General features: G+C 43.1%; 12 protein-coding genes and 1 riboswitch. Of the genes, 9 read left to right on the forward strand and 3 right to left on the reverse strand.

Annotation, left to right across the window (positions count from 1 at the left end):
* Positions 1 to 99: 99 nt before the first annotated feature.
* A complete protein-coding gene (nhaC, locus tag B5354_RS03345; protein WP_079525905.1) occupies positions 100 to 1,533 on the forward strand; it encodes a Na+/H+ antiporter NhaC in 1,434 nt (477 codons plus the stop codon).
* Positions 1,534 to 1,618: 85 nt separating this feature from the next.
* A complete protein-coding gene (locus B5354_RS03350; protein ID WP_176142395.1) occupies positions 1,619 to 2,488 on the forward strand; it encodes a CE1 family esterase in 870 nt (289 codons plus the stop codon).
* A 222-nt stretch (positions 2,489 to 2,710) separates the two neighbouring features.
* On the opposite strand, the gene B5354_RS20190 is transcribed toward B5354_RS03350, so the two are convergent.
* Positions 2,711 to 3,079 (reverse strand): hypothetical protein, encoded by a 369-nt coding sequence (locus B5354_RS20190; protein WP_176142396.1) that lies wholly within the window; start codon positions 3,077 to 3,079, stop codon positions 2,711 to 2,713.
* A 240-nt stretch (positions 3,080 to 3,319) separates the two neighbouring features.
* Positions 3,320 to 3,421: riboswitch (SAM riboswitch) on the forward strand.
* A 75-nt stretch (positions 3,422 to 3,496) separates the two neighbouring features.
* Between B5354_RS20190 and B5354_RS03360 the strand changes: the two genes are divergently transcribed.
* Complete coding sequence (locus B5354_RS03360) at positions 3,497 to 4,795, forward strand: Na+/H+ antiporter NhaC family protein (RefSeq protein ID WP_079525909.1); 1,299 nt, start codon at positions 3,497 to 3,499, stop codon at positions 4,793 to 4,795.
* Between the two features lie 61 nt (positions 4,796 to 4,856).
* Here B5354_RS03360 and B5354_RS03365 read toward each other — a convergent pair whose 3' ends face one another.
* Entirely contained in the window at positions 4,857 to 5,588 is a 732-nt protein-coding gene (locus B5354_RS03365) for a spore coat protein (protein ID WP_079525911.1), read from the reverse strand.
* Positions 5,589 to 5,819: 231 nt separating this feature from the next.
* Between B5354_RS03365 and B5354_RS03370 the strand changes: the two genes are divergently transcribed.
* The 6 genes from B5354_RS03370 (at position 5,820) to B5354_RS03390 (ending at position 11,030) form a co-directional block, all read left to right on the forward strand.
* On the forward strand, positions 5,820 to 6,596 hold the full coding sequence (locus B5354_RS03370) for a fumarylacetoacetate hydrolase family protein (RefSeq protein WP_079525913.1): 777 nt from the start codon (positions 5,820 to 5,822) through the stop codon (positions 6,594 to 6,596).
* Entirely contained in the window at positions 6,593 to 7,339 is a 747-nt protein-coding gene (locus B5354_RS03375; RefSeq protein ID WP_079525915.1) for a fumarylacetoacetate hydrolase family protein, read from the forward strand. Before B5354_RS03370 ends, B5354_RS03375 begins: the two co-directional genes overlap by 4 nt.
* A gap of 13 nt (positions 7,340 to 7,352) precedes the next feature.
* Positions 7,353 to 7,733, forward strand: a complete 381-nt coding sequence (locus tag B5354_RS03380; RefSeq protein WP_079525917.1) for a 5-carboxymethyl-2-hydroxymuconate Delta-isomerase — start codon at positions 7,353 to 7,355, stop codon at positions 7,731 to 7,733.
* Positions 7,734 to 7,841: 108 nt separating this feature from the next.
* On the forward strand, positions 7,842 to 9,284 hold the full coding sequence (locus B5354_RS03385) for an aldehyde dehydrogenase family protein (protein WP_139377045.1): 1,443 nt from the start codon (positions 7,842 to 7,844) through the stop codon (positions 9,282 to 9,284).
* Between the two features lie 37 nt (positions 9,285 to 9,321).
* Positions 9,322 to 9,438, forward strand: coding sequence for a symporter small accessory protein (locus B5354_RS20970; RefSeq protein ID WP_338035433.1), 117 nt, complete (start codon positions 9,322 to 9,324; stop codon positions 9,436 to 9,438).
* Positions 9,435 to 11,030: a sodium:solute symporter family protein gene (locus tag B5354_RS03390; RefSeq protein ID WP_079525919.1), complete on the forward strand. Its 1,596-nt coding sequence runs from the start codon at positions 9,435 to 9,437 to the stop codon at positions 11,028 to 11,030. Before B5354_RS20970 ends, B5354_RS03390 begins: the two co-directional genes overlap by 4 nt.
* Before the next feature lie 263 nt (positions 11,031 to 11,293).
* On the opposite strand, the gene B5354_RS03395 is transcribed toward B5354_RS03390, so the two are convergent.
* On the reverse strand, positions 11,294 to 12,199 hold the full coding sequence (locus B5354_RS03395) for a LysR family transcriptional regulator (RefSeq protein WP_079526753.1): 906 nt from the start codon (positions 12,197 to 12,199) through the stop codon (positions 11,294 to 11,296).
* Positions 12,200 to 12,818 lie beyond the last annotated feature (619 nt).

A 12,818-nucleotide genomic window follows, 5' to 3' on the forward strand; every position in this document is an offset into this window, starting at 1 on the left:
CTTATGCTGATCGTTTCTATCAGCGCGCTTGCGCTTTTGTTCTTATGTTGAAAAGAATACTAGACGGTTGGATTTGAATAAACTAGAGAGGGGAATTTCATGGATAAAAGAAAGCCTTCATTTCTTGTATCAAGTCTCATCATTCTTTTTATCATTGCTATTTTAGGAGTAAGTATTCTAGTATATGGGGCAGCCCCTCATATTCCGATTGTATTAGCCGCAATTATTGTAGGGCTTTACGGCTTGAAACTGGGTTATAAATGGAAGGAATTAGAACAGGCGATGACAAGGGGGGTATCCTATGGCATCCCTGCGATTATCATCCTTAGTCTCATCGGTATTCTCGTAGGAGTCTGGGTGCTCAATGGAACTGTTCAAACGATTACGTATTATGGACTGCAAGTATTATCTCCTTCTTTATTCCTAGTTACTGCGGTCATTATCACGGCAGTTGTTGGTACGATGACAGGAAGTTCCTGGAGTGCAATTAGTACAATAGGGATCGCCTTAATGGGAGTAGCTTACGGGATGTCCATATCTCCGGCCATGACTGCCGGAGCTATCGTAAGCGGGGCCATGTTTGGAGACAAACTTTCTCCTCTTTCAGATACAACCAATTTAGCAGCCGCAACGGCGAAAGTGAATATTTTTCAACATATTAAACATATGCTCTGGACGACGATTCCAAGTTTGTTCATTACACTTGCGATTTTTGCCGTGATTAGCTTTACATCTGAGAGAAGTGCAGCGGATACGGGGAAAGTTGAAGCGATGATAGCAACTTTGAATAGTGAGTTTATGCTGACACCTATTGCTCTGATCTCCCCTTTATTAATTATATTTTTAGCTTTTAGAAAAGTAAGCCCGATTCCATCGCTGATTATTGGGTTAGCGGTAGCCGTGCTGACTTCGTTTTACACCGTTCCAGGGGTATCCTTCAGTACGATTATGAACACAGCCCACTTCGGTTATACCGCTGAAACAGGCAACGAAGCGATTGATAACCTTCTATCACTGGGAGGGTTAGACAGTATGCTGTTTGGTGTATCGCTTATTTTGATAGCGCTTTCCTTTGGAGGTATTATCCGGGAGATCGGTCTGGCCCATGCGATTATGGATGGACTGAAGAACAGTTTAAGAAGCCGCGGAAATGTGATTTTATCAACGGTGCTTTCTTGTTTAGGGATCAATGTTGTTGTGGGTGAACAATATTTATCGATTATCTTACCTGGTCAAATGTTAGAAGAGAGCTACGAAGAAACAAATTTGCATCCGCGAAATATGTCCCGTACTCTTGAAGATGCAGGGACTATGATTCATCCCCTCATTCCATGGGGAGTAATGGGTGCATTTGTGATGACAACATTGAATGTAGGGATAGGCTATATTCCGTTCACTTTTATGTGTTTTATATCTCCAATTATTGCGATTATTTATGGGTACACAGGCTTTACGTTAACTCCCATTGATCACGAAGAGGCAGTTCAAATTGAAGAACAGACGACGATGTCTGACTCCGTTGAAAATGGGTAAGCTTTATTTTGGCAGCGTGGAAGGTGACCTGAAGCCTTCCATGCGTTTACGATATGATGGAATCTCTGTGCAAGGAGGAACGTGCATGAATACATATAAAGAATCCATTGAATGTGACGGAAGAGAGCGAACGTTTTATTATAGTCTTCCTCAAACATTTACAAAACCTTTACCAGTGCTGCTGTGCTTTCATGGTGCCGGAAGTAATGCTCTTCATCATATGAAGACCACTAAGTTTCATGAAAAAGTTGAAGAACAACAAATGATCGCCGTTTTTCCAGAAGCTGTTCAGTTGAATAAATCGGATCCGATGAGCAGACAATGGAACGAGGGAAGGCAGAAAAATCCTGCAAATGAACAGGGTATTAACGATATTGGTTTTGTAATGGAACTTATTGACTGGCTTAAACATCAGTTCTCCATTAATGAGGATCGTATTTACGCCACAGGATTTTCTAACGGCTCTTCCTTTAGTATGCGGCTGGCGATCGAATGTCAGGATGTATTCGCTGGAATAGGCGGAGTATCTGGGCCCGTTACGGCAGAAGTGGCTGAGAAATGTGAGTGGGCTCATCCCATGCCGATGGTTTTTATGATGGGAACGGACGATGCAGTGGTGCCATATGATGGGATTGTTGATTCGGAGTCTATGGTTGATGGACTGCTATCGGCAAACGATACCGCATTGCTTTTTGCCAGGTCCTGGTCAGAATCCTTGCTGGCATTAAAAGAAGAATTTCCTGTCCCGAACGAAAGCTCGGTAACGAAACATACATTTCATCAGCACGAAGGAACTGTTTATTATTTGATAAACGGAGGAGGACACACTTGGCCGGGCGGTCCCGAGAGTCAAGCATCTGCTCTGGCAGGAAATGTGCCTTCACATCCAGATGCTACCCAAGTCATTTGGGATCAATTGAAGCATTTCAAGAGAAACAAGCAGACGATGATCTAAGCAGATGTTTTGGTTAGGGCGCTATGTTCTTGCGTGAAGTCGCTATGCCCTTCAGTTAGGGCGTTATATTTTGAGATGGGTCGCTATATGATTAAGACAGGACGTTATCACTTCGCGTTAGGACGTTATAAAAAAGCTTGCAGCCGCTGCAGCTGCTCCATACAAAAAAGAGGGCGTCTCTCAAGTGATTTACACTTTTGGGACACCCTCTTTTTGAGTTCTTTATAAAACAGATAATGCAGCAATGGCTGTCAAAGGAAGAATAAGCCTTCCAATGCCGCCATATCCTCCGTATCCGCCATAACCATAAGGATAACCGTAACCATATCCATACCCACCGTAACCATATCCAGGGTATCCAAACCCGCCCCATAGTCTTGAATTTTCCTCGGACTGTTCATCCGCTAAAGTCATATGAACGTTTTCCATATCAACATGATCAATACGCCCTTGAAAAGAATCGCCAAAAACGGTTTGAATATGCACGTTTTTATTTTTGTGTTGATTACAAACGTGATACATATGCTCTAAATGTTGCGGATCAGTAAAAAGATTTCCCATGTGATTCGCGTTCATATAATTTGAATTCATATATAAATTCCTCCTGTTTCTGTCACAATCTCCTTATAGGTTATTCATCTATAGCCTATTTGTGTATGGGCGAAAAAAATATAGGCCCCATGCCCAATTTCCAATAATCCCAATAATCCCCACCTCAGGTCATCCAATTATTGGATGACCTGAGGTGGGGGTATTTACCAGTTTTCTGAATTTCTTGTGTTCGGTTTTGTTTTGATGTAGAGTATAAAATGGACTTTTTTAAACAATATATTCTTATCAAGAGAAGCAGAGGGGCTGGCCCGGTGAAGCTTCAGCAACCACCTTTTGGAATGGTGCTACATCCAGCAAGTTCGTACACTTGATAGATAAGAAGGAACAAACTGATTAATTCAAGCCTTCTTCTTTCAAGAAGGCTTTTTAATTTGGACAGATCAAGGAGGTTAGATCATGGAACAACATAAAGGAAATGCCTGGGCATTGCTTCCTTTTGCTATATTTATTTTATTGTTTATCGGTTCTGGTATTCTGACAGGAGACTTTTATAAAATGCCTGTTCTAGTTGCTTTATTTGTATCAATTCTGGTCGCGTTAATAATGAATCGGAAAACTAATTTTCAAACAAAGATCGACCAGCTGACAGAAGGCGGGGGGCACCCCAATATTATTCTTATGGTAGTGATTTTCCTACTGGCCGGAGCTTTCGCCAAAGTAGCAGAAGGTGTAGGAGCGGTAGACTCCACAGTAAATATGGGTCTCTCTTTTCTCCCGGGAAATTTTATTATTGTCGGCCTGTTTATCATTGGATGTTTCATTTCAATCTCAATGGGGACATCTGTTGGAACCGTCGTAGCCCTTGCCCCGATTGGTTTAGGTATAGCTGAGCAGACAGATATTCATGTCGCTCTTACAATGGGTACAATTATTAGTGGTGCGATGTTTGGTGATAACTTGTCGATTATTTCTGACACAACGATTGCTTCCGTTCGAACGCAAGGGGCAGAAATGAAGGATAAATTTAAAGCCAATTTCTTTATTGTGCTGCCTGCTGCGGTCATAACTGCGATCATTTTCTTTGTGATGACGGCCGATGCTTCAGGTGCGATTCAGGAAGCGAAATCTTTTAATTTTATAAAAGTATTGCCTTACTTGGCTGTGCTTGTCTTTGCTATCGCCGGGGTCAACGTCATTTATGTATTGTTCGGAGGCATTTTATTTGCTGGTGCCGTCGGACTCATTCTTAATGAAATCTCCATGATGGATTTCGTCAACTTAATTAGTGATGGATTTACCAGCATGCTGAATCTCTCCATAATGGTCGTTCTCTTAGGCGGGCTCGTTGAATTAATTAAACAAAATGGCGGAATAGAATTTCTGCTAAGAAGCATTAGCAAGCGAATTAATAGTGGCAGAGGCGGCGAGCTTGGTATTGCAGCTTTGATAAGTACAGTTAACTTATCAACGGCCAATAATACGATTTCGATCATAACGACAGGTCCGCTCGCTAAGCAAATTTCTGAGCGATTTCATATTACACCGCGCCGATCAGCGAGCATGCTCGATATCTTCGGAAGTACGATTCAGGGACTGCTTCCTTATGGGGCGCAAATGCTTGCGGTAGCGGGTGTTGCGGGTATTTCTCCAGTAGCGATTGTACCGTATTGCTTCTATCCGATGTTAATCGGGATCTCAGGATTACTGGCCATTGCTTTCAGGTTTCCGCGCTTTACAATTTCAGATGAAAAATAATGAACATATAAAAGGAGCCGCGCTGGCTCCTTTTTTTCATGTTCTTCAAGGAAGATTTTTTTTAAACATTCGCCCCATAAATCGCTACATACTGAAGGTCGTTCCACACTGCAAATTGCTGCCCATTCCAGCTCAAAGGAGTTTGCACAAGCCCTAGACCATCTGCATGGTACCTTCCTGAGATCTCTTGGAAGGCAAACAATTCGTACACTCCATCCCCGTCAAAATCGACAGGAGAAAGAACATTCAGTCCAGAAACCCAGCCTTCAATCGGTTCCTTCAGTGTACCATCGCTATTATAGATTTCAGATAAATAGTCTTCACCTTTGTTCTGAATGTCAATCGTGAACGTTAAATTAAGGGTTCTGTTTATAACATCTACCTTGTAGTTATCTCTATAGATGACATCGAACACAAAGTAATCGTTGAACGCCTCATAATCAAACAGTTCCCTCGCCTGATTGTTCAAAAAAGAGTACATGTAATAATAACTATAACCGCCGCTACCTCCTGATTGAATCCTCACCAAAATGTCGTCTACATGGTCCCCGGTAAAATCTCCTAAGAACAGGGTTGGCTGATAACCGGCATTTGATCCTAGGGCGATGCTGTACGATGCGTTCGTTCTTCCATCCTGGATAACAAGTGTAATGTCGGTCACGAATGGACTTGTATTGTCTGGCTGCTGACCTATTAGATAGACACGGTCGGGAATGCCATCTCCGTTCACATCTCCCATTTTCGTCGCAAGAATCGTGAGAGGCTGTCTCATAAAATAAGGATAAGTATACATAGGACACACCTTTCCTTTTACCATTATTGTGCTTATCATACGCCCAATTAAAAATTGTGTGCTCCCGATTTTGATCATCAATTTTTCGAGCATACTTTTTTCATATGTAAAACGAACGTTATCAATATTTTATGTATGGAAAGGGGAGTGTTACTTTGTAATTATGAGATAGTTCTGAAAATTTTGCAGTTTATGAGTTTAATTATTTTGTAAAAAGCAGGGGTGAGTGTGATGTATAAAGCAAAAGCAAAGCTTGGTGGAAAGCAGAAAGCAGAGGAGGTTGAGGTTCGGATAGAAGATAAAGGTGTGGAGATAAATGATGAGGAATTACTCGTGGCAAATCATAATTGGGATGCACCTGTAACAGGTACAATTTACGGGGCGCTTTTAAATTATCAGGGTACGATGGAAGCCATGAAAGACGAACTGACAAAAGATCCTTATAAAGCACCTCCAAAGGCGCCAATATTGTATATTAAGCCGCAAAACACGGTGATTGGTCATCAAATGACGATTCCGCTGCCTGACGATGTTGAGGAGCTTGAAGCGGGGGCGTGCCTTGGTGTCGTCATCGGACAGAAAGCTGCTCGAGTCAAGCAGGCTGAAGCACTTCAATATATCGCGGGTTATACCATAGTCAATGATATAAGTGTTCCGCATGAAAGCGTATTCAGACCTGCGGTAAAACATAAGGCCCGAGACGGTTTTTGTCCAGCAGGCCCATGGGTGATGGAACGTGATGCTGTGCCGAACCCTGATCAATTAGGAATCGAAGTCCGTGTAAATGGGAAAGTACAACAGCGGAACAATACGAAGAATTTAGTTCGTTCTGTGTCAAAATTGCTGGCTGATGTGACAGAATTTATGACGCTCGATGAAGGGGATGTCCTGCTCGTCGGGATTCCGGAAAATCCGCCTCGCGTTAAGGCAGGCGATCACATTCGAATTGAAATTGAGCGGGTCGGAGCTTTAGAAAACGTTGTTAGTAAAAGGGGGAATCAGGTATGAAAAAAGCCCGTGTTGCTTTTGAAGGAGATATCCACCATGCAACCGAATCTTCAAGCGGACTACAGCTTGAAAATGGGAAAGCAGTGAATGAGGAGGAAGTGGTCTGGCTGCCGCCTGTTGAACCGAAAACTAGTTTTGCACTTGGCTTAAATTATATGGATCATGCGAGTGAACTTTCGTTTAAAGCACCGGAAGAACCATTAGTATTCTTGAAAGGCCCGAATACATTTGTGGGACATAGGGCTAAAACGTACCGCCCAGCCGATGTGACGAATATGCATTATGAGTGTGAGTTAGCGGTGATCATCGGCCGTCAGGCAAAAAATATTAAACGTGATGAAGCTTACGAGTATATTTCTGGTTATACGATTGCAAATGATTATGCATTAAGAGACTACTTGGAAAATTACTATCGACCGAATTTGAAGGTGAAAAACCGTGATCATTGTACTCCGATCGGACCATGGTTTGTTGACGCAGCCGATATAAACGACCCTATGAATCTCTCCTTACGTACGTATGTAAACGGGGAAATCGTTCAAGAGGGGTCAACAAAAGACATGATTTTCACTGTTCCTGTTCTAGTCGAGTATTTAAGCAGTTTTATGACGCTGAACCCTGGTGACCTTATTTTAACAGGGACACCTAAAGGAACCGTTGATACGAAGGTAGGAGATGAAGTGATCACTGAAATTGAAGGGTTAGGCCGGCTTGTGAATACAATTACGGATGAGGATTCATAAGGAGGAGATAAGATTGCCACATGTCATCGTAGAGTATACGGATAATCTGAATGACCGCACAAACATTCAAGATTTGCTGGAAAAAATCAACCGTGTGTTGGTGTCCCGGCGTGACACGTATCCGATTGGAGGTGTTCGGGTCAGGGCCTATGAGGTGAACCACTATCACATCGCTGATGGAAAGGAAGACGATGCGTTTGTCCATGTCACTTTTAAAATTGGCAAGGGTCGAAGCGAAGAGGTGAAGGAGTCCACCTGTAAAGAAATATTTGGCGTGATGAAAGAACACTTTTCAGCTCTATTTGAGAAACATTATTTGGCTCTATCATTGGAGCTCGTAGAATTCCAGCATAAAACTTATAAACAGAATAATATTCATAGTCGATTTAAGTAGTAAGCTCTTTTTCACCGTGAACTATTGATTTTCATTTAAAGCAGTGTCAACCATAATTTGAAAGCGTTTTATGGTATCAGAGTGACATAACATAGGGAGGATGATTACGTGTCTGTAGTGGATTCTGTAAAGCAAAAAGATTTATTTATTGGCGGAAAGTGGCAGAAGGCAGGGGAGTATGCTGAACTAACCTCTCCTTATAACAATGAGGTATTGTACAGGATACCATCCGCATCAGAATCAGAGGTGGATCAAGCGATAGAGGCAGCCGATCTCGCTCAGAAGAGTATGAAGAAGCTGCCGATCCACCAGCGTGCGGACATTTTAGAAAAGCTTTCGTACCTGCTTAAATCTCGTAAGGAAGAGGCTGCTAGACTGATTGCACAAGAAGCGGCAAAACCGATCACAACAGCAAGAGGAGAAGTGGAGCGGACAATCCAGACGTACAAGTTTGCAGCAGAAGAAGCTAAACAGAGTCACGGTGAAATGATTCCACTGGAGGCGACACCAGGAGGCAGCAACAGAGTTGGCTATACGAAATATGAACCGCTCGGAGTGATTGGGGCGATCACACCATTTAATTTTCCAATGAATTTAGTTGCTCATAAGGTAGGGCCGGCGATTGCGGCGGGAAACACAATCGTTCTAAAGCCTGCATCGCAAACACCGTTGTCTGCTTACTTTCTTGCAGAGCTGCTGGAAGAAGCGGGTCTTCCAGAAGGGGCATTGAACGTAGTAACAGGCAAAGGACGGATTGCCGGAAACCGAATCGTTGAGGACGAGCGGGTCAACATGATTACATTCACCGGCAGCCCGGAAGTAGGTAAAGAGATTCGCAGGAAGGCTGATTTGAAAAAAGTAACCCTCGAACTAGGCTCTAATGCTGCCCTTATTGTAGATAAACAAGTGGATATAGACAGAATCATTTCCCGTTGCGTGATGGGATCGTTTAGTTTTCAGGGACAAGTTTGTATTTCTTTACAGCGAATTTACGTCCATGAAGATCAGTATGAGAGCTTTGTGAAACGTTTTGTAAAGGAAACGGAGCAGTTAAAAGTCGGGGATCCTTTGAAAGAGGATACTGACGTTTCTGCACTGATTACCTCGGGGGATGTTACACGTTCATTAGACTGGATTGAAGAAGCTGTCCAAGGCGGGGCACAAGTAGCTGCTGGAGGAAGGTCTGAAGATAACGTACTGCTTCCAACAGTCCTTACAAACGTTCAGTCAGATATGAAGGTTTCCTGTCAGGAGGTCTTTGCTCCCATTGTACTGATCGACAAGATTTCTTCCGTTGAAGAAGGGATTGAAAAAGTCAACGACTCCAGATTTGGACTTCAGGCTGGCATTTATACAGAACAGGTATCAACAGCACTTGACGCGGCTGATAAGTTGGAGGTTGGTGGTGTGATCATCAATGATTTTCCGACTTTCCGGGTTGATAATATGCCTTACGGGGGTGTGAAGGAAAGTGGCACAGGCAAGGAAGGCGTAAAGTATTCCTTCGAGGAAATGTCCCAAATGAAGCTGGTCGTTTTTAACCGAACTTAATAATTGAGAATGACACGATTCTACGAGGAGGTAAAGCATGCTAGGGTTTGAGAGTGCTTCAATCGCTTTTGTCTGGATAGCGACAGTTCTTTCTGGGGCAGGCTGTGTGGTGTTTGGTGCTCTGATGTGGAATAAAGGTGGTGAAGACGAATGAATTTGGCTGTTTTGATTCCGTTGTGCATCGTCTACATAGCGGTAATGTCGTGGCTTGCTTATTATGGCTATAAAAAAACGACCTCGCAATCCGACTATCTGGTGGGAGGGCGCAACATTAACCCGATTGTCATGGCCTTATCCTATGGAGCAACTTTTATCAGCTCTTCTGCTATGGTAGGCTTTGGCGGTGTTGCTTCCATCTATGGGTTCGGCCTGTTGTGGCTGGCCTTTTTAAATATTGTATTAGGAGTCTTTGTAGCGTTCGCTATTTTTGGAAAAAAGATCAGGAGACTTTCCATCAAACTGGATGCGACCACTTTTCCTACCTTGTTAGGGAAACATTATGATTCTAAGTTTATAACAGTGTTTTCTGGAATTGTTATTTTTATTTTTATGCCGGCCTATACGAGTATCGTGTTAATTGGAGGAGGCCGTTTTTTGCAGGAAACGCTGTCGATTAATTTTGACATTGCTTTATTAGTGTTAGCTGCTGTCATTGCCTTGTATGTAATTGGAGGCGGAATTAAAGCCGTTATGTACACAGACGCCTTTGGTGCTGTGATTATGTTAGTCGGGATGGCGATCTTCCTGGTTGTCAGTTACCAGGCAGTCGGCGGCATTGTGGATGGTCATCAAATGCTGACTTCATTAAAAAACATGGTCCCGGAATCACTAGCTTCCCAAGGTCATCAGGGATGGACGAGTATGCCAGAGTTCGGATCCCCGATTTGGTGGACGTTAGTGAGCACGATTATTATGGGGGTAGGGATTGGAGTGCTGGCTCAGCCGCAGCTGGCGATGCGCTGCATGACTGTAAAGGATGACAGGGCGTTGTATCGATCTGTTCTCGTCGGTGGGATTTTCATCTTTTTCATGACAGGTGCAGCTTATATGATCGGCCCTTTGAGTAATGTTTACTTTATGGAAAATACGGGTGAGATTGCGATTAGTGTAGCCGGGGGAAATGCTGACCTGGTGATTCCGATGTTCATTAACTCCCTCATGCCAGACTGGTTTATTTATGTATTCACCTTAACACTGCTTTCGGCAACGATTTCCACCGTTAGTTCATTGATTCATGTGCAGGCGACTGCCTTCGGGGAAGATATTCTGAAAACGTTAGGAGTTCATACGGTCTTAGGAAATAAAATCAGTCCAGCACGGCTTGGGGTAATCGTCGGGGTTCTCCTTGCTGTCGTCTTAGCCTATCTGCTTCCAGGAGGAGTTATTGCCCAGGCGACCTCCTTTTGGTTTGGCATTTGCGCTGCAGGGTTTTTACCTGCACTCGTTGGAGCATTTTATTGGAAAAAGGCTACGAGAGCGGGGGCAATTTCAAGTATTGTCGTGGGCTTTGGTGTCAGCGTCTTCGGCTTTTTATTTTTACACGAAAAGCAATCGGTGGCCTTTGGGTTATCAGAAGCTCTTTTCAGAAAAGGTTATTTATTAGAATATCCATGGACACACGTGGACCCATTATTTTACGCACTGCCTTTATCAACGATTGTGTTTATCGGGGTGAGTCTATTTCAATCAAAAGATCATCTCCAGTACGAGGAGGATTCTCATAATAAGGTGGATGCCGCTCGATGAGTGAACCAGTGTTAGGATTATAGATGGTTTGGGTAGAATCATGCAGGATTAGGGCAGAATACTGCTGAGTAAAGGTCGAACCATGGAAATTCAGGGTCGAGCCCCACTGAGCAAGGGTTGAATATCGCCGAGTAAGGGTTGAATCCTGCTGAATAAGGGGAGAAACATGAAGAATTAAGTCCGAATCTCTACGGTCTTACTCAGACAGATAAAACTCGAAGTAGAAAGCGCCGTGTGAATTTATCACACGGCGCTTATTTTCGTTAGATGAGTTCCAGATCTGTCTTCATCCTCTCAAAAGAATTCAACAGCCGCCTTGAAGCTTTAGTTAAGTAGCGATTTTTATGCCAGATGATAACTGATTCCGCTACGATCTCTGCGTTCTTCAATTCATAGCTTCGGATGTTCGAGAATGAAAAAGCTGATAAAGTAGATTTTGGAACAATCGTAGCTCCAACACCACTGGCTGCCAGCGAAAGAAGCATAGTCGGGTCCGGACACTCACAAATCACATGGGGATCAAATCCATGATTCCTGCATTCGTTAACGATCAGTTCAAACTGACCTGTCCCGCTAATTCGATGAAGAAGCATTAGGGGAAGGTCCTGCAGTCTCTCAATCTCCACCTCTGTCACATCATCCGGAAACAGTCCCCACGATTGCGGGGTAACAAGGACATAGGGTTCTGAAGGAAGAGATACCATGTCAAAATCATCAAGGTCGATAGGAAGACGAACGACAGCCATTTCAATTTCACGGTTACGGATACATTCAGCTAAAAAAAAGGTATCCCCTTCCCGAAGCTGATAGGTGAGACTTGGAAATTCAGCACGTAACTTTTGCAGAGGATCTGTAAGAAATGAAAAACAGGATTTATTGGAACCTAAGTGAAGGGTGCCGCTGATTCCTTCATTTGTCTCTTTTACTTCGGTTAACGTTTCTTCTAAATCATTAAGAATTCTTCCTGCTTTTTCATATAAAACTTCACCTGCGTTCGTAAGTTCCAGTTTACGTCCTTGTCGATCAAACAGCTTCAAATTCAGCTCATCTTCCATGATCTTAATTTGTTGGCTAAGCGGGGGCTGGGCCATATGAAGTTTGTTGGCTGCCTTCGTTACCTGTCCTTCTTCTGCTACTGTGCGAAAATAACGTAACTGCCTTAAATCCATCAGGATCACTCCGTTCATTTGTATGATAAACCAGTGAATCAATTTCAAAAATTGCTCATTTTTAAACACCAAATTTCCCTTCGAAAAGGCTCAAGCTGGGTTCTTATCTAGCAGATTTTAGGTTCCGTGATTTTAATAGGAGAATGGGGATGGAAAGCCATGAAGTCAACGACACCATCATGATAAAAAACTGAACGGTGTCGTTGCGAAATTCCAACTATCTTAGAGGAGAGGGGAGTCGGGGAAGAGGTCGCTTTCCGTGGGCGTACGGTGAGCTTCCTCAGGCTGCCGCCTTGCGGGATCTCACCCTGTACTCTTTAATTCCACAGGAGTCTTCCCCTCCCCCTTCCCCATCTCCCCTTGCCTTTACGGAATTACCTCGAATTTACCTTTCCATTTGCTATTCATTAATACAATTAAAAAACAAATTTTCAGGATACTGGTCCCAGCCTAATAAAATTATTTCACTTTCTTCTTTAATTAGATTTAGGGAGGTACTTCTGTTTTACTTTTGAATCCCTTGGGGCACAAGGGACTTACATTATGAAATTGATTCATATGAAAAACATATGCAAAATAAATTTTTTGAATATTTTTAATATACTAGAGGCTATGATAC

It is taken from the genome of Halobacillus hunanensis (assembly GCF_900166655.1).
Classification (GTDB): Bacteria; Bacillota; Bacilli; order Bacillales; family Halobacillaceae; genus Halobacillus_A; species Halobacillus_A hunanensis.

Coding starts and splice junctions, on each gene's coding strand:
- B5354_RS03360 (WP_079525909.1), top strand. CDS start 3,497: ATGGAACAACATAAAGGAAATGCCTGGGCATTGCTTCCTTTTGCTATA.
- B5354_RS20970 (WP_338035433.1), top strand. CDS start 9,322: ATGCTAGGGTTTGAGAGTGCTTCAATCGCTTTTGTCTGGATAGCGACA.
- nhaC (WP_079525905.1), top strand. CDS start 100: ATGGATAAAAGAAAGCCTTCATTTCTTGTATCAAGTCTCATCATTCTT.
- B5354_RS03370 (WP_079525913.1), top strand. CDS start 5,820: ATGTATAAAGCAAAAGCAAAGCTTGGTGGAAAGCAGAAAGCAGAGGAG.
- B5354_RS03390 (WP_079525919.1), top strand. CDS start 9,435: ATGAATTTGGCTGTTTTGATTCCGTTGTGCATCGTCTACATAGCGGTA.
- B5354_RS03365 (WP_079525911.1), bottom strand. CDS start 5,588: ATGTATACTTATCCTTATTTTATGAGACAGCCTCTCACGATTCTTGCG.
- B5354_RS03375 (WP_079525915.1), top strand. CDS start 6,593: ATGAAAAAAGCCCGTGTTGCTTTTGAAGGAGATATCCACCATGCAACC.
- B5354_RS03395 (WP_079526753.1), bottom strand. CDS start 12,199: ATGGATTTAAGGCAGTTACGTTATTTTCGCACAGTAGCAGAAGAAGGA.
- B5354_RS20190 (WP_176142396.1), bottom strand. CDS start 3,079: ATGAATTCAAATTATATGAACGCGAATCACATGGGAAATCTTTTTACT.
- B5354_RS03350 (WP_176142395.1), top strand. CDS start 1,619: ATGAATACATATAAAGAATCCATTGAATGTGACGGAAGAGAGCGAACG.